The sequence below is a fragment of the Sorangium sp. So ce381 genome (assembly GCF_051473845.1).
Classification (GTDB): domain Bacteria; phylum Myxococcota_A; class Polyangia; order Polyangiales; family Polyangiaceae; genus Sorangium; species Sorangium atrum.
Map to the genome: position 1 here is coordinate 7,935,389 of NZ_CP150336.1, position 18,764 is coordinate 7,954,152.

Consider the following 18,764-nt stretch of genomic DNA (forward strand, 5'->3'; position numbering starts at 1 on the left):
GCTGCGCACTCGCCGCCGACGGCTGCCTCATCGGGCGCTGACGCGCCGCCGTTTGCTCGTGACGGGTCGCAGCGCTTTTGGCAGTGTATCGAATTGAACCGCAGCACGCCGCCGACGCCCCGGGTTCAAAGATCCTCCTATGCCCCATAGTCCACGTTACCGCGTGCTGGAGGTGCTGCACCACGGTGCAGATACCCTCCTCTACCGCGCGCGGAGCGAGGAGGACGGCCGATCGGTGGTGCTCAAGGTCCTGCGGCGCGACCACACGAGCCCCCATGCTCTCGGGCGGCTCCAGCACGAGCACGAGATCGCCAGCGCGCTCGATACGGCGGTCGTCGTCAAGGCCTACGCGATGGAATCGCTCGGCGACCAGGCCGCGCTGGTCCTGGAGGACTTCGGTGGCCGCTCGCTCGACCGGCTGCTGGATGGCGACGGACCGATGCGCGGGATGGGCGGGATGCGCGGGATGCGCGGGATGACGATCGAGCGCTTCCTCCCCCTCGCCCTCCGCCTCGCCGCCGCGCTCGCCGAGCTCCACCGACACCACGTCATCCACAAGGACATCAAGCCCCAGAACCTGCTCTACAACCCCGACACCGGCGAGGTGAAGATCACCGATCTCGGCATCGCCTCCCTCTCCCCCCGCGAATCCCAGGACCTCGTCCACAGCAGCCTCATCGAGGGGACGCTGGCTTACATGGCGCCTGAGCAAACAGGCCGCATGAACCGCTGGATCGACGAGCGGACCGACCTGTACTCCCTCGGCGTCACCTTCTACGAGATGCTGACGGGCGCCCTGCCCTTCCAGGCCAGCGATCCCGTCGAGTGGGTCTATTGCCATATCGCGCAGAGCCCGGTCCCACCCCACGCGCTCGTCCCCTCGATTCCACCGGTCCTGTCCGAGGTCGTCCTCAAGCTGCTCTCCAAGGCCGCCGAGGAGCGCTACCAGAGCGCCCTCGGCCTGCGCCACGACCTGGACGAGTGCTTCGCGAGGTGGCGGGCGACCGGCGAGATTCAGCCCTTCGCGCTCGGAGAGCGCGATCTCTCCGACCGGTTCCGCGTCCCGCAGCGGCTCTACGGCCGCGAGCGCGACGTGGAGGCGCTGCTCGCCGCGTTCGAGCGCGTGGTCGCGAACGGCCGGCCAGAGCTCGCGCTCGTCTCGGGCTACTCGGGCATCGGCAAGTCCTCGCTCGTCGCCGAGCTGCACAGGCCCGTCGTGCGCGAGCGCGGCTTCTTCCTCTCCGGAAAGTTCGATCAGACCGCGAGAGATGTCCCCTACCTCCCTTTCCTGCAGGCGTTCCGGGCGCTGTTTCAGGAGATCCTCGGCACGAGCGAGGAGCAGGTAGAGCGCTGGCGAGCGCGCCTCCGCGAGGCCCTCGACCAGAACGGCAGGCTGCTCGCCGACGTGCTCCCCGAGGTCGAGCTGCTCCTCGGCCCGCAGCCGCCCGTGCCCGAGCTCCCGCCCACCGAGGCACAGGCCCGGCTGCACGCGACGCTCCAGCGCTTCGTCGCCGCGTGCGCCCGGAAGGAGCACCCCATGGCGCTCTTCCTCGATGATCTCCAGTGGGCCGACGCGGCCAGCCTCCTCTTGCTAGAGCACCTCGCCACCCATGCCGGCGGCGCGCACCTGCTGCTGATCGGCGCCTACCGGGACAACGAGGTCGGCCCAGCGCACCCGCTCCGGCTCACGCTCGCCGAGGCCCGGAAGCGCGGCGCCGCCGTCTCCGAGCTCTTCCTCGAGCCGCTCTCCGCCGCCCATGTCCGGGCGCTCGTCGCCGAGGCGGTCCACGCGCCCGAAGCGCAGGTCGAGCCGCTCTCGCAGCTCGTCCACGAGAAGACCGGCGGCAACCCCTTCTTCGTGCTCCAGTTCCTGATCGCGCTGCACGAAGACGGGCTCATCGCCGTCGACGCAGAGCAGCGCATGTGGCGGTGGGACATCGCCGCGATCCGCGACAAAGGCTTCACCGACAACGTCATCGAGCTGATGGCCGGCAAGCTGAACCGGCTCTCGGTCCCGACGCGCGACGCGCTCAAGCTCGCCGCGTGCCTCGGCAGCAGCCTGGACCTCGACACCCTCGCGCTGCTCGCGCGCCGTAGCCCGGCGGAGCTCCGCGACGCGCTCGAGGAGGCCGTCCGGGAGGGGCTGCTCCTGCGCCAGAGCAACGGAGTTCGATTTCTCCACGACCGGGTGCAGCAGGCCGCAACTTCGCTCATCCCGGCAGAGCAGCTCGCCGAGGTGCACCTCCGGATTGGCCAGCTCCTGTTGAAGGGGCGGCGCCAGGACGAGCGCGACGCGTCGCTCTTCGACGTCGTCGGCCACCTCAACCGCGGCGCCGCGCTCCTCCGTTCCCGGGCCGAGCGGGACGAGGTCGCCGCGCTGAACCTCCGCGCCGGCAGGAAGGCCAAGGCCGCCGCGGCCTTCCAGTCCGCCGCCGCGCTCTTCGCCGCGGGCCTCTCCCTGCTCGCGCCGGATTCCTGGGAGACGCAGCACGAGCTGACCTACGGCCTGACCTTCGAGCGCGCGCACGTCGCGTACATCACCGGCGCCATCGACGACGCCGAGCGGCTCCTCGAGGCGCTCGAGGAGCGCGCGAGGACCAGGAGCGAGACGGCCGCCGTCGTCGAGCTCGTCATCACGCTGAAGGTCACCCGCGGGCAATACGCCCGCGCGGCGGAGATCGGGCTCGCGTGGCTCCGCACCTACGACATCGATCTTCCCTTCCTCCCCACCGACGCACAGCTCGAAGAGGAGACGAAGAGCGTCTGGCAGGCCCTGGGCGACCGGGCGATCGAGGACCTGATCCATCTGCCCCCCATGACGCACCCGGAGGTCAAGGCCACGATGAGCGTGCTGCTGGGCGCTGGCATCCCCGCGTCCTTCGTGAACTCGAACCTGCCCTTTCTCATCGTCCTGCGCATGGTCCAGCTCAGCCTGCGCCACGGCAACGCCGAGAGCTCGCCTCACGCGTACACGTCCTTCGCGAGGATGTTCGGCCCGAAGTTCGGGCGATACAAGGAGGCCTATCGGTTCGGAAAGCTCGGCTGCGACCTCGCGGACAGGAGCGGCCTCCTCACCACGAAGTCGATGGCGTTCACGATCTTCGGACAGCACGTCGTCTTCTGGACACGCCACTACCGAGAGACGTATCCCTACTCGCGCGCCGGCTTCAGCGCCGCGGTCGAGTCGGGCGATCTGAACCACGCGTGCTTCAACCGCATGTGGGACGCGGTGTTCCGGCTGCTCTCCGGCGAGCCGCTCGCGGACGTGATCCATCCGATCGACGAGCGCCTCGGCTTCGTGCGCAGCGCCGGTCACCCGTTCGCCCATGGCATCCTCCTCGGCGCGCGCGGCATGATCCAGATGCTGCGAGGGAGGCCGGTCCGCCTCTCGATGCTCGATGGATCCGAGCTGGATCTGCCGGCCTTCGAGGCGCGGCTCGGCGAGGGGGACCTGCAGAACGTTCAAAGCTTCTATCATGAAATGAAGGCCCAGGCGCTCTTCGTGCTCGGCGCTCCCGGAGAGGCGCTCGAGGCGGCGGCCCGCGCGATGATCGAGCATGGACACGGGGTCGTGCCGACCGCCCTCGTCGCCGAGAACTTCTATTATTCCGCGCTCGCGCTCGCGGCCCTCCTCGACGCGCCGCACGCGGAGCGGGAATCCCCGCCGCTGGAGCTCCCCGAGCAACTGCTCGACTGCGAGCGGCGGCTCGGAGAGTGGGCCAGGAACGGCCCGGACAACTTCCTCCACAAGCACGCCCTGGTCCGCGCCGAGATAGCCCGGCTCCGCGGGCAGGAATCGGAGGCGATCCGGCTCTACGAGCAGGCCATCTCCTCGGCGCAAGAGGGCGGCTTCGTCCAGCACGAGGCCATCGCCTGCGAGCTGGCTGCCCGGTTCTACCACGCGCGCGGCCTCGCCACGCCCGCCGACGCTTACCTGGAGAAGGCCCGCGCCGCCTATTTTCGCTGGGGCGCCCACGCCAAGGTGGATCAGCTCGACCAGCGCTATCCCCACCTCGCCCCGCGCAAGCCGATCGCGCCCACCGTCACGTTCGCCGTGCGGGCCGAGCAGTTCGACGTCCTCTCCGTCGTGAAGGCCTCTCAGAGCATCTCCGGAGAGCTCCAGCTGCCGCGCCTGCTCGAGACGCTGCTGCGCATCGTGGTCGAGCACGCGGGCGCCGAGGAGGGTCATGTGCTCCTGGTCCGGCAAGATCGCGTGTCGACCGCGGCGGCGATCTCCGCGTCCGGCGGCGCGGCGCGGCTGCTCGACGCGGGCGAGGCGGCGGCGGCCGCGCTGCCGCAGTCGATCCTCAACTACGTTCGCCGCAGCCACGAGCGCGTGCTGCTCGCCGACGCCGCCGCGAGGCACCCGTTCATGGAGGACGAGTATTTCGGTCGCAAGAGGCCGAGATCGGTGCTGTGCCTCCCGATCGTGCACCGGGCCCGGCTGCTCGGCCTGCTCTACCTGGAGAACAGGCTCGTCACCGGCGCGTTCACCCCAGGGCGGCTCACCGTGCTCGAGCTGCTCGCCTCGCAGTCGGCCATCTCCCTCGAGAACGCCATGCTCTATACCGACATCGAGCAGGAGAACGCCGAGCGGCGCCGGGCGGAGCGCGAGCTCCGTGAGAGCCAGGCCACGCTGCAGGCCATCGTCGACAACTCCGCCGCCGCCATCTACCTCAAGGATCGCGACGGCCGGTACCTGCTCGCCAACCGGCGGGCGTGCCGCAACATCGGCATGAAGGCCGAGCAGGTCATCGGCAAGACGGGCGCCGAGCTCTTGCCCGCTGCGTTCCTCGAGGCCACCAGCGACCACGACCGCAACGTGCTCGAGGCGGGCGTGCCGATGGAGTTCGAGGAAGAGATCCCGATAGACGGGGAGCTGCGCACCCACCTGTCGATCAAGTTCCCGCTCGGCGAGGACGTCATGCCCGGCGTGCTCTGCGGCATCTCCACCGACATCACCGAGCGCAAGCGCGCCGAGCGCGCCGAGCGCTTCCTGGCCGAGGCGAGCCGCAGGCTCATGTCCCTCGGCTACGGCGCGACCCTCGACAGCGTGGCGCAGCTCGTCGTGCCCGAGCTGGCCGATCACTGCGTCATCGACACGGGCCTCGCTCACGGCGACCCGGGACACGCGGTCACCGCGGGCGTGCCGCAGGAGCTCGCAGGCGCGTTGATGGACGCGCTGCGGCCCCTGGCAGCGAGCTCCCTCGACGGCCCCGAGGTGGGCGAGCTCCGCGCTGCGCCGCTGCTCGAGCAGCTCGGCATTCACTCCTTCCTCCGGGTCCCGCTCCTCGCGCGCGACCGGCGCTTCGGGGTCATGACCCTGCTGGCGACCGCGCCACGGCGCCGCTACGGCCCCGCTGACCTGTGGCTCGCCGAGGAGCTCGGGTTACGCGCGGCGCTCGCGCTCGACAACACCCGCCTGTTCGCCGAGGCCCAGGTGGCGATCGAGCGCCGGGACGAGTTCCTCCTCGTCGCATCCCACGAGCTCAAGACGCCGCTCACCTCGCTCACGATGCAAGCGCACCTCCTCGCTCGGCTCTTGCCCCGCGTCCAGCGCGCCGAGGTCTCTCCGGAGCGCATCGACGCGGCGATCCAGGTCCTGAGCCGCCAGATTGCGCGCCTCGGCCACCTGGTCAACGAGCTGCTCGACGTCACCCGCCTGAACGCCGGCCACCTGACCCTCGCGCGCGCGCCGGTCGATCTGGCCGCCCTGGCGCGTGAGGTGTTCGAGCGGATGAAACAGCAGCTCGCCGACGCCCGCTGCCCAACGAAGCTCGATCTGGAAGGGCCCGTGGTCGGGGACTGGGATGCTTCTCGCATGGAGCAGGTCCTCATCAACCTCCTCTCCAACGCGATCAAGTACGGCGCGGGAGGCCCCGTTCACATCGTCGTGCGCGACGAGGGCGATCGCGCGCGGCTCGTCGTCCGCGATCACGGCATGGGCATCGCCGAGGCCGATCACAAAAGGATCTTCGAGCGTTTCGAGCGCGCCGTCTCCGTCCGCAACTTCGGAGGCCTCGGCCTCGGCCTCTACATCGTTCGATGGATCGTCACCTCTCACGGCGGCACCATCCGCGTCGAGAGCAAGCCGGGCGCGGGAGCCACCTTCATCGTCGAGCTGCCTTTGCGCCAGGCGGACGCCGAGACCGACACCCAGGGCGCTCCCTTCCCGCCGGAGTAAGCCTCCACCGGGCAGGCGCGCTCACTCGATCGGCCGCGACGGACACGCACCCTTTCCGTCCTGGCTTCCGCCGTGCATGACGGCTGCGCCGCCGCAGGCGAGCCAGCGCGAGATCAGGCCGCCGTTTGCTCGTGACGCGGCGCACCGCTTTTGGCAGTGTATCGAATTGGACCATGGCACGTCGCTGACGCACCGGTTTCAAAGTTCTTCCTATGCCCCATAGTCCACGTTACCGCGTGCTGGAGGTGCTGCACCAAGGTGCGGATACCCTCCTCTACCGCGCGCGGCGCGACGAGGACGGCCGGCCGGTGGTGCTCAAGGTCCTGCGGCGCGACCACGCAAGCCCCCGCGCCCTCGGCAGGCTCCAGCACGAGCTCGAGGTCGCCAGCGCGCTCGATACGGCGGCCATCGTCAAGCCGTACGCAATCGAATCGTTCGACGACCAGGCGGCGCTGGTCCTGGAGGACTTCGGCGGCCGCTCGCTCGATCAGCTGCTCGAGGGCGACGGGCCGAACCGCGGGATGGGCGGGATGCCGATCGAGCGCTTCCTCTTCCTCGCCCTTCGCCTGACAGCGGCGCTCGCCGAGCTGCACCGGCGGCACGTCATCCACAAGGACATCAAGCCCCAGAACCTGCTCTGGAATCCCAGCACCGACGAGGTGAAGATCACCGATCTCGGCATCGCCTGCCGTCTGCCCTGCGAATCCCAGGACGTCATCCACAACGGCCTCATCGAGGGGACGCTCGCCTACATGGCGCCGGAGCAGACAGGCCGAATGAACCGCCGGCTCGACGAGCGGACCGACCTGTACTCCCTCGGCGTCACCTTCTACGAGATGCTGACGGGCGCCCTGCCCTTCCAGGCCAGCGATCCCGTCGAGTGGGTCTATTGCCATATCGCGCAGAGCCCGGTCCCACCCCACGCGCTCGTCCCCTCGATTCCACCGGTCCTGTCCGAGGTCGTCCTCAAGCTGCTCTCCAAGGCCGCCGAGGAGCGCTACCAGAGCGCGGCGGGCCTGCGGCACGACCTCGACGAGTGCTTCGCGAGGTGGCGGGCGAGCGGCGCCATACAGCCCTTCGCGCTCGGGGAGCGCGATCTCTCCGACCGGTTCCGCGTCCCCCAGCGGCTCTACGGCCGCGAGCGCGACATGGAGGCGCTGCTCGCCGCGTTCGAGCGCGTGGTGGCGAACGGCCGGCCAGAGCTCGCGCTCGTCTCGGGCTACTCGGGCATCGGCAAGTCCTCGCTCGTCGCCGAGCTGCACAGGCCTGTCGTGCGCGAGCGCGGCTTCTTCCTCTCCGGAAAGTTCGATCAGACCACGAGGGATGTCCCCTACCTTCCTTTCCTTCAGGCGTTCCGGGCGCTGTTTCAGGAGATCCTCGGCGCGACCGAAGAACAGGTCGAGCGCTGGAGACGCCACCTGCGGGAGGCGCTCGGCCAGGACGGCAGTCTGCTCGCCGATGTGCTCCCCGAGCTCACGCCCCTCCTCGGCCCGCAGCCGCCGGTGCCCGAGCTCCCGCCCACCGAGGCCCAGAGCCGGCTCCTCGCCGCGCTCCAGCGCTTCGTCGCCGCCTGCGCCCGGAAGGAGCACCCCGTCGCGCTCTTTCTCGATGATCTCCAGTGGGCCGACGCGGCCAGCCTCCTCTTGCTCGAACAGCTCGCCACCTACGCCGAGCCCGAATACCTCCTGCTGATCGGCGCCTACCGGGACAATGAGGTAGGCCCGGCGCACCCGCTCCGGCTCACGCTCGCCGAGGCCCGAAAGCGCGGCGCCGCCCTCTCCGAGCTCGTCCTCGCGCCGCTCTCCGCCGCCCACGTCGGCGCGCTCGTCGCCGAGGCGGTCCACGCGCCCGAAGCGCAGGTCGAGCCGCTCTCGCAGCTCGTCTACGAGAAGACCGGCGGCAACCCCTTCTTCGTGCTCCAGTTCCTCTTCGAGCTGCACCAGGAAGGTCTCATCACCCTCGACGCCGAGCAGCGCGTATGGCGCTGGGACGTCGCCGCCATCCGCGACAAGGGCTTCACCGACAACGTCGTCGAGCTGATGGTGGGCAAGCTCAAGCGGCTCTCCATCCCGGCGCGGGACGCGCTCAAGCTCGCCGCGTGCATCGGCAACACGCTGGACCTCGACCCCCTCGCGATCATCGCACGCCGTCCGGCGGAGGAGCTCCGCGACGCGCTCGGGGAGGCCGTGCGGGAGGGGCTGCTCCTCCGCCGGGGCTCTGGCTATCGCTTCCTCCATGACCGGGTGCAGCAGGCCGCGTATTCGCTGATCCCGCCCGAGCAGCTCGCCGAGGTGCACCTCTGCATCGGCCAGCTGCTCGTGAAGGCGCAGCGCGCCGACGAGCGCGACGCGTCGCTCTTCGACGTCGTCGGCCACCTCAACCGCGGCGCCGCGCTCCTCCGTTCCCGGGCCGAGCGGGACGAGGTCGCCGCGCTGAACCTCCGCGCCGGCAGGAAGGCCAAGGCCGCCGCGGCCTTCCAGGCCGCCGCCGCGCTCTTCGCCGCGGGCCTCTCCCTGCTCGCGCCGGACTCCTGGGAGACGCGGCACGCGCTGACGTTCGAGCTGACCTTCGAGCGCGCGCACGTCGCCTACATCACCGGCGGCTTCGACGAGGCCGAGCGGCTCCTCGAAGCGCTCCGCCAGCGCGCGAGGACCCATGGCGAGACAGCCGCCGTCGTCGAGCTCGCGCTCGCCTTCTACCTGACCCGCGGGCAATGCGCCCGCGGGGTGGAGATCGGGCTCTCGTGGCTCCGCGGCTGCGGCATCGAGCTCCCGCTCCACCCCACCGACGCACAGCTCGAAAAGGAGGCGGAGTGCGTCTGGCGGGTCCTGGGCGAACGGGCGATCGAGGACCTGATCCATCTGCCCCCCGTGACGCGCCCGGAGATCAAGATCACGATGGGCGTGCTGCATGCGATGGCCACGCCTGCGTTCTTCGCGGACGTGGACCTGCACTGTCTCATGGTCCTGCGCAGGGTCGAGCTCAGCCTGCGCCACGGCAACGCCGAGAGCTCCGCTTACGCGTACGCCGACTTCGCGAGGGTGCTCGGCCCCAGGTTCGGGCGATACCAGGAGGGGTATCTGTTCGGCAAGCTCGGCCACGACCTGGCGGAGCGGAGCGGACTCCTCACCACGAAATCGGCGGTGTTCACCGTCTTTGGACAGCATGTCCTGTTCTGGACACGCCACTACCGAGAGGCGTATCCGTACTCGCGCGCCGGCTTCAGCGCCGCGGTCGAGTCCGGTGACCTGAACATGGCGTGCCTCAACTGCATCTGGGTCGCGCTGTTCAGGCTGCTCTCCGGCGAGCCGCTGGAGGACGTGCTCCGCGAGGTCGACGAGCGGCTCGGCTTCGTGCGGAGTGCCGGGTACGCGTACGCGCACAGCTCCCTCCTCGGCGCCCACGCGATGATCCAGGCGCTGCGCGGGAGGCCGGTCCGCGTCTCGATGCTGGACGGGTCCGAGCTGGATGCGTCGGCCTTCGAGGCGCGGCTCGACAAGGGGGATCTGCACCGGATCCGCAGCCGCTATTACAGCTTGAAGGCCCAGGCGCTCTTCGTGCTCGGCGCTCACAGCGAGGCGTTCGCGGCGGCGACCCGCGCGATCCACGAGAACCCCTTGAGGACCGAGCCGCACGCGCTCATCGCCGAGAATTGCTACTATCTCGCGCTCTCGCTCGCGGCGCTCGTCGACGCCGGGCGGGAGCGCGAGGCGCGCGAGGCGCATGATGCGCGGCCCTCCCCGCCGGTGGAGCTCCCCGAGCAGCTCCTCGAGTGCGAGCGGCAGCTCGGCGAGTGGGCCAGGAACGGCCCTGACAATTTCCTCCACAAGCACGCCCTGGTCCGCGCCGAGATCGCCCGGCTCCGTGGGCAGGAATCGGAGGCGATCCGGCTCTACGAGCAGGCCGCGTCGTCTGCGCAAGAGGGCGGCTTCGTCCAGCACGAGGCCATCGCCAGCGAGCTCGCCGCGGCGTTTTACCGCGCGCGCGGCCTCGCCACCCCCGCGGACGCCTGCCTGCAAAAGGCCCGCTCCGCCTATTTCCGCTGGGGCGCGCACGCCAAGGTGGAGCAGCTCGATCAGCGCTATCCCCACCTCGCCCCGCGCCAGGCGATCGCGCCCACCGTCACGTTCGCCGTGCGAGCCGAGCAGTTCGACGTCCTGTCCGTGGTCAAGGCCTCTCAGAGCATCTCCGGCGAGCTCCAGCTCCCGCGCCTGCTCGAGATGCTCCTGCGCGTCGCGATCGAGCACGCGGGCGCCGGAGAGGGGCACGTCCTCCTGGTCCGGAAGGATCGCCTGTCGATCGCGGCCGCGCTCTCGACCTCCGGTGGTACGGCGCGGCTGCTCGACGCGCGCGAGGCGGCGGCGGCCGCGCTACCGCAATCCGTGCTCAACTACGTCCGCCGCAGCCACGAGCGTGTGCTGCTCGATGACGCGACCGCGAGGCACCCGTTCCTGGAGGACGAGTATTTCAGGCAGAGGGGGTCGAAATCGGTGCTGTGCCTCCCGATCGTGCGGCATACCCGGCTGCTCGGCCTGCTTTACCTGGAGAACAGGCTCATCACCGGGGCGTTCACCCCCGGGCGGCTCAGCGTGCTCGAGCTGCTTGCGTCGCAATCGGCCATCTCGCTGGAGAACGCCATGCTGTATGCCGAGGTCGAGCGGGAGAACGCCGAGCGGCGGCGGGCCGAGCAGGCGCTGAAGACCAACCAGGCGACCCTCCAGGCCATCGTCGACAACTCCGCTGCGTCCATCTACGTCAAGGATCGCGAAGGCCGGCTCCTGCTCGCCAACCGGCACGTGCGCGCCGTCATGCGCATGCCGATCGAGGCGATCGTCGGAAAGACGGTCGCCGAGATCGTGTGTTCTCCGGTCGTCGAGACCTTGCAGGACCACGACAGGAAGGTGCGCGAGACGGGCGCGCCGATGGAGTGGGAGGAGGAGCTGCCGCTGGAGGACGGGCTTCACACCTTCCTGTCGGTCAAGTTCCCTCTCGGGGAGGAGGTCATGCCCGGCGGGCTCTGCGGCATCTCCACCGACATCACCGAGCGCAAGCGCGCCGAGCTGGCCGAGCGCTTCCTCGCCGAGGCGAGCCGCAAGCTCATGGCCCTCGGCTACGGCGCCACCCTCGAGAGCGTCGCGCAGCTCGCCGTGCCCGCGCTGGCCGACTGGTGCGTCATCCACGTGGACCTCGCCGACCGCGCCCCGGGAACCACGATCACCGCAGGTGTGCCGGACGGCCTCGAAGGTGCGGTGATGGACGCGCTGCGGTCCCCGGCGGCGACCTCGCCGGATCGCCCCGAGGTGGGCGACGTCCGCGCCGCTCCCCGCCTGGAGCAGCTCGGCGTTCACTCCTTTCTCCGCGTTCCGCTCCTCGCGCGCGACCAGTCTTTCGGGGTCATGACGTTGCTGGCGACCGCGCCTCGACGCCGTTATGGCCCTGCCGACCTGCGGCTCGCCGAGGAGCTCGGGAGCCGCGCCGCGCTCGCGCTGGACAACAGCCGTCTGTTCGCCGAGGCCCAGGCGGCGATCGAGCGCCGGAACGAGTTCCTCCTCGTCGCCTCGCACGAGCTCAAGACACCGCTCACCTCGCTGAAGATGCAGGCGCACCTGCTCGAGCGGCTCCTGCCCCGCTACCGGCGCGCGGAGATCTCCCCGGAGCGCATCGACGCCGCGCTCCAGGTCCTCAACCGACAGATCGCGCGCCTCGCCCACCTGGTCAACGAGCTGCTCGACGTCACCCGACTGAACGCCGGCCGGCTGACCCTCACGCGCGCGCCGTTCGATCTGGCGGCCCTGACGCGAGAGGTCGTCGAGCGGATGAGACAGCAGCTCGCGAGCGCGCGCTGCCGCGCCGAGCTCGATCTGGAAGGGCCCGTGGTCGGGCACTGGGATGCCTCTCGCATGGAGCAAGTCCTCATCAACCTCCTGTCCAACGCGATCAAGTACGGCGCGGGGGCTCCCATTCACATCGTCGTGCGCGGCCTGGAAGGCCGCGCGCTCCTCGTCGTCCGCGATCACGGCATGGGCATCGCCGAGGCCGATCAGGCCAGGATCTTCGAGCGCTTCGAGCGCGCCGTCTCCGTCCGCAACTTCGGAGGTCTCGGGCTCGGCCTCTACATCGTCCGGTGGATCGTCACCTCTCACGGCGGCACCATCCGCGTCGAGAGCACGCCAGGCGCGGGCGCCACGTTCGTCGTCGAGCTCCCTTTGCATGCGGCGGAGACAGAGACAGACGGCCAGGATGCGCTGCTCCCGCAGGCGTAGGTGCGCGCTGCGCGCTGCGTGCTCGCTACCCGACTGCGCCTCAGCAGCTCCCTTTCCGTCCCCGCTATCGCCGTGTATGGGCGAGGGAGTCGCCGCAGGCGAGCTGGCGCGAGAACGCGCCGCCGTTTGCTCGTGACGAGGCGCACCGCTTTTGGCAGTGTAGCGAGTTGAGCCGCAACGCGTCGCTGGCGCCTCGGTTTTCAAAGCTCTTCCTATGCCCGATAGTCCACGCTACCGCGTGCTGGAGGTGCTGCACCAAGGTGCGGATACCATCCTCTACCGCGCGCGGCGCGAGGAGGACGGCCGGCCGGTGGTGCTCAAGGCCCTGCGGCGCGACCACGCGAGCCCACGCGCCCTCGGCCGGCTCCAGCACGAGCTCGAGGTCGCCAGAGCGCTCGATTCGCCCGTCGTCATCAAGGCCTATGGGATCGAGCCGTTCCGCGACCAGATGACCCTGGTCCTCGAGGACTTCGGCGGCCGCTCGCTCGACCGGCTGCTCGATGGCGATGGGCCGATGTGCGGGATGCGCGGGATGTCGATCGAGCGCTTCTTCCCCCTCGCCCTCCGCCTCACCGGCGCGCTCGCCGAGCTGCATCGGCACCGCATCATCCACAAGGACATCAAGCCCCAGAACCTGCTCTACAACCCCGACTCCGGCGAGGTGAAGATCACCGATCTCGGCATCGCCTCCCTCTCCCCCCGCGAAGCCCAGGAGCTCGCCCACGACGGCCTCATCGAGGGCACGCTCGCCTACATGGCGCCTGAGCAGACGGGCCGCATGAACCGCCGGATCGACGAGCGGACCGACCTGTACTCCCTCGGTGTCACTTTTTACGAGATGCTAACGGGCACCCTGCCCTTCCAGGCCAGCGACCCCGTCGAATGGGTCTATTGCCACATCGCCCAGGCGCCCCAGCCGCCGCACGCGCTCGTCCCCTCGATTCCACCGCAGCTCTCCGCCGTCGTGCTCAAGCTGCTCTCCAAGGCCGCCGAGGAGCGTTACCAGAGCGCCCTCGGCCTGCGCCACGACCTCGACACGTGCTTCGCAAGGTGGCAGTCGGCCGGCGCCATCGAGCCCTTCGCGCTCGGCGGTCGCGATCTCTCCGACCGGTTCCAGGTCCCGCAGCGGCTCTACGGCCGCGAGCGCGAGGTGGAGGCGCTGCTCGCCGCGTTCGAGCGCGTGGTCGCGAACGGCCGTCCAGAGCTCGTGCTCGTCTCGGGCTATTCGGGCATCGGCAAGTCCTCGCTCGTCGCCGAGCTGCACAGGCCCGTCGTGCGCGAGCGCGGCTTCTTTCTCTCCGGCAAGTTCGAGCAATTCAAGCGCGACGTCCCTTACCACGCCTTTCTCCAGTCGTTCCGGGCGCTCTTGCGGGAGCTCCTGTGCGCGAGCGAGGAGCAGCTCGAGCGCTGGGGACAACGCCTCCGCGAGGCCCTCGGCCAGGACGCCAGTCTGCTCGCCGACGTGGTCCCGGAGCTCGCCTTCCTCCTCGGCCCGCAACCGCCCGTGCCCGCGCTCCCCCCCGCCGAGGCCCAGAGCCGGCTGCTCGCCACGCTCCAGCGCTTCGTCGCCGCCTGCGCCCGCAAGGAGCACCCCGTCGCCCTCTTCCTCGACGACCTGCAATGGGCCGACGCGGCCAGCCTCCTTTTGCTCGAGCAGCTCGCCACCTATACCGGCTCCGAGCACCTCCTGCTGATCGGCGCCTACCGCGACAACGAGGTCGGCCCCGCGCACCCGCTCCGGCTCACGCTCGCCGAGGCCCAGAAGCGCGGCGCCGCCGTCTCCGAGCTCGTCCTCGCGCCGCTCTCCGCAGCCCACGTCGGCGCGCTCGTCGCCGAGGCCGTCCACGCCGACGCCGAGCAGGTCGAGCCGATCGCGCAGCTCGTCCACGAGAAGACCGGCGGCAACCCCTTCTTCGCGCTCCAGTTCCTCATCGCCTTGCACGAAGAGCGGCTCATCACCTTCGACGCCGACGAGGGCGCATGGCGGTGGGACATCGCCGCCATCCGCGACAAGGGCTTCACCGACAACGTCGTCGAGCTGATGGCGGGCAAGCTCAAGCGGCTCTCGGCCACTGCGCACGACGCGCTCAAGCTGGCCGCGTGCCTCGGCAGCAGCCTCGACCTCGAACCCCTCGCGGTGGTCGCGGGCCGTCCAGCGGCGGAGCTCCGCGACGCGCTCGAGGAGGCCGTCCGGGAGGGGCTCCTGCTCCGCCGGGGCTCTGACTATCGCTTCCTCCATGACCGGGTGCAGCAGGCCGCCTATTCGCTCATCCCGGCAGAGCAGCTGGCCGAGATGCACCTCCGGATCGGCCAGCTGCTCTTGAAGGCACGGCGCGCCGACGAGTCGGACGAGGCGCTCTTCGACGTCGTCGGCCACCTCAACCGCGGCGCCGCGCTCCTCCGTTCCCAGGCCGAGCGCGACGAGCTCGCCGCGCTGAACCTCCACGCCGGAAGGAAGGCCAAGGCCGCCGCGGCCTTCCAGTCCGCCGCGGCGCTCTTCACCACGGGCCTCTCCCTGCTCGCGCAGGCCTCCTGGGACGCGCAGCACGAGCTGACCTACGACCTGACGCTCGAGAGCGCGCGCGCCGCGTACATCACAGGCAGCTTCGACGAGGCCGAGCGGCTCCTCGAAGAGCTCATGGAGCGCGCGAGCACCAGGACCGAGACGGCCGCCGCCGTCGAGCTCATCGTCACGCTCCGTATGATCCGCGGGCAATCCGCCCGGGCCGTGGAGATCGGCCTCTCGTGGCTCCGCACCTGCGGCATCGATCTTCCGCGCCTCCCCACGGACACACAGCTCGAAGAGGAGACGAAGAGCGTCTGGCAGGCCCTGGGCGACCGGGCGATCGAGGACCTGCTCCACCTGCCCCTCATGACCGACCGGGAGATCAAGCTGACGATGGGTGTGCTGGAGGGCACAGGGATCGCTGCGTCCTTCATGACCCCGAACCTGTTCTTCCTCGTTTTCCTGCGCATGGTCCAGCTCAGCCTGCGCCACGGCAACGCGGAGAGCTCCGCTGTCGCATACGCGGCTTTCGCGAGGATGTTCGGCCCCAGGTTCGGGCGATACCAGGAGGCCTATCGGTTCGGCAAGCTCGGCCACGACCTGGCGCAGAGGAGCGGCCTCCTCACCACCCGATCGATGGTGTTCGCCACCTTCGGACACCATATCGCCTTCTGGACACGCCACTACAGAGAGACGTATCCGTACGGGCGCGCCGGCTTCAGCGCCGCGGTCGAGTCCGGCGTGCTCAGCATGGCGTGCTTCAGTTGCATGTGGGACGCGCTGTTCCACCTGCTCTCCGGCGAGGCGCTCGAGGACGTGCTCCACGAGGTCGAAGAGCGCCTCGGCTTCATACGCAGGGCTGGTTTCGAGTTCGCGCATGGCGCCCTCCTCAGCGCCCACGCCATGATCCAGGCGCTGCGCGGCAGGCCGGTCCGCTTCGCGATGTTCGACGGCTCCGAGCTCGATGCTCCGGCCTTCGAGGCGCGGCTGCAGGAGGGAGCGCTGGAGAGCACCCGCGAATTCTATTACAGCTTGAAGGCGCAGGCGCTCTTCGTGCTCGGCGCTCCCGGGGAGGCGCTCGAGGCGGCGACCCGCGTCGTCACCGAGCAACCCTTCTGGAACCAGCCGCACGCGCTCATGGCCGAGAGCTTCTATTATCTCGCGCTCTCGCTCGCGGCCCTCTCCAGCGCGCCGCACGCGGAGCGCGACCCCCCGCCGCGGGAGCTCCCGGACCAGCTGCTCGACTGCGAGCGGCAGCTCGGCGAGTGGGCCGCGAGCGGCCCAGACAACTTCCTCCACAAACACGCCCTGGTCCGCGCCGAGATCGCGCGGCTCCGCGGGCAGGACCTGGAGGCCATCGGCCTCTACGAGCAGGCCATCGCCTCGGCGCGCGAGGGCGGCTTCGTCCAGCACGAGGCCATCGCCTGCGAGCTCGCCGCCCGGCTCTACCGCGACCGCGGCCTGTCCACGCCCGCCGACGCTTACCTCCAGAAGGCCCGCGCCGCCTACTTCCGCTGGGGCGCCCACGCCAAGGTCGAGCAGCTCGACCAGCGTTATCCCTTCCTCGCCCCGCGAAAGCCGATCGCCCCCACCGTCACCTTCGCCGTCCGCGCCGAGCAGTTCGACGTCCTTTCCGTCGTCAAGGCCTCTCAGAGCATCTCGGGAGAGCTCAAGCTCCCGCGCCTGCTCGAGATGCTCCTGCGCACCATGGTCGAGCACGCGGGCGCCGAGCAGGGGTGCGTCCTCCTGGTCCGGGGCGAACGCCTGTGGAGCGCGGCGATCGAGGCGCCGAGAGGCGCGGTGCGGGTGCGCGACGCGGGCGAGGCCCCGCCGGCCGCGCTGCCGCAATCCATTCTCAACTACGTCCGCCGGAGCCACGAGCGCGTCCTGCTCGACGACGCCTCCGCCAGACACCCGTTCTCGGAGGACGAGTATTTCAGCCGGAAGAAGCCGAGATCGGTGCTGTGCCTCCCCATCGTGCGGCAGGCGCGGCTGCTCGGCCTGCTCTATCTGGAGAACAACCTCGTCACCGGCGCGTTCACCCCAGGGCGGCTCACGGTGCTCGAGCTGCTCGCCTCGCAGTCGGCCATCTCGCTCGAAAACGCGATGCTCTATACCGATATCGAGCAGGAGAACGCCGAGCGACGCCGGGCGGAGCGCGAGCTCCGCGAGAGCCAGGCCACGCTGCAGGCCATCGTCGACAACTCCGCCGCCGCCATCTTCCTCAAGGATCGCGAGGGCCGGTATCTGCTCGTCAACCGCCAGGCGAGCAACGTCGCCGGCCTGCCGGGCCATCGGCTCCTCGGGAGGACCGACGCCGAGCTCTTGCCTGCTGCGCTCGCCGAGATCATCGGCGATCACGATCGTCGCGTGCTCGAGGCAGGCGAGCCGCTCGAGTTCGAGGAAGAGGTGACGATGGAGGGCGAGCCGCGCACCTACCTGTCGCTCAAGTTCCCTCTCGGCGACAGCGTCATGCCCGGCGTGCTCTGCGGCATTTCCACCGACATCACCGAGCGCAAGCGGGCCGAGCTCGCCGAGCGTTTCCTGGCCGACGCGAGCCGCAAGCTCATGGCCCTCGGCTACGGAGCCACCCTCGAGAGCGTCGCGCAGCTCGCCGTGCCCGAGCTCGCCGACCGGTGCGTCATCCACGTGGAGCTCCCCAGCTGCACCGCGGGACACGCGGTGACCGCGGTCACGGCGGGCGTGCCGGCCGAGCTCGCGGTCGCGGTGACGGACGCGCTGCGGCCCCTGACAGCGACCTCGCCGGACCGCCCAGAGGTGGGCGACGTCCACGCCGCGCCCCTCCTGGAGCCGCTCGGCGTTCACTCCTTCCTTCGCGTCCCGCTCGTCGCCCGCGACCGGCGCTTCGGGGTCATGACCCTGCTGGCGGCCGCGCCCCGGCGCCGGTTCGGCCCTGCCGACCTGTGGCTCGCCGAGGAGCTCGGGTTCCGTGCGGCGCTCGCGCTCGACAACACCCGCCTGTTCGCCGAGGCGCAGGAGGCGATCGAGCGCCGGAACGAGTTCCTCCTCGTCGCATCGCACGAGCTCAAGACACCGCTCACCTCGCTCACGATGCAGGCTCACCTCCTCGCCCGGCTCCTGCCCCGCCTCCAGCGCGCGGAGGTCGCTCCGGAGCGCATCGACGCCGCGCTCCAGCTCCTCAACCGCCAGATCGCGCGCCTCGCCCACCTGGTCAACGAGCTGCTCGACGTCACTCGCCTGAACGCCGGACGGCTCTCCCTCGCGCGCGCGCCCGTCGACCTGGCGGCCCTGACGCGCGAGGCCGTCGAGCGAATGAGACAGCAGCTCGCGGACGCCCGCTGCCGCATTCAGCTCGATCTGGACGAGCCCGTGGTCGGGGACTGGGATGCTTCTCGCATGGAGCAGGTCCTCATCAACCTGCTGTCCAACGCCCTCAAGTACGGCGCGGGGGCCCCCATTCACGTCGTCGTGCGCGGCATGGAAGGCCGCGCGCTGCTCGTCGTCCGAGATCACGGCATGGGCATCGCCGAGGCCGACCAGGCCAGGATCTTCGAGCGCTTCGAGCGCGCCGTCTCCGTCCGCAACTTCGGCGGCCTCGGACTCGGCCTCTACATCGTTCGGTGGATCATCACCTCCCACGGCGGCAGCATCCGCGTCGAGAGCACGCCAGGCGCGGGCGCCTCCTTCATCGTCGAGCTGCCTTTGCACGCGGCGGAGGCAGAGACGGACGGCCAGGGCACCTTCCTCCCGCCGGCGTAAGCGTTCTCCGGGAGCCTCAGGCGGCGCTGACGCGCCGCCGTTTGCTCGTGACGAGGCGCGGCGCTTTTGG

At 70.2% G+C, this 18,764-nt stretch carries 3 protein-coding genes; all 3 read left to right on the forward strand.

Going from position 1 to position 18,764, the window contains the following annotated elements; genetic code table 11:
• Positions 1-139: 139 nt before the first annotated feature.
• The 3 genes from WMF29_RS29410 (at position 140) to WMF29_RS29420 (ending at position 18,694) form a co-directional block, all read left to right on the forward strand.
• Positions 140-6,184: an AAA family ATPase gene (locus tag WMF29_RS29410; protein WP_437323460.1), complete on the forward strand. Its 6,045-nt coding sequence runs from the start codon at positions 140-142 to the stop codon at positions 6,182-6,184.
• Positions 6,185-6,396: 212 nt separating this feature from the next.
• Entirely contained in the window at positions 6,397-12,447 is a 6,051-nt protein-coding gene (locus WMF29_RS29415) for an AAA family ATPase (RefSeq protein WP_437323461.1), read from the forward strand.
• Positions 12,448-12,661: 214 nt separating this feature from the next.
• A complete protein-coding gene (locus tag WMF29_RS29420) occupies positions 12,662-18,694 on the forward strand; it encodes an AAA family ATPase (RefSeq protein ID WP_437323462.1) in 6,033 nt (2,010 codons plus the stop codon).
• The last annotated feature ends 70 nt before the right edge of the window (positions 18,695-18,764 follow it).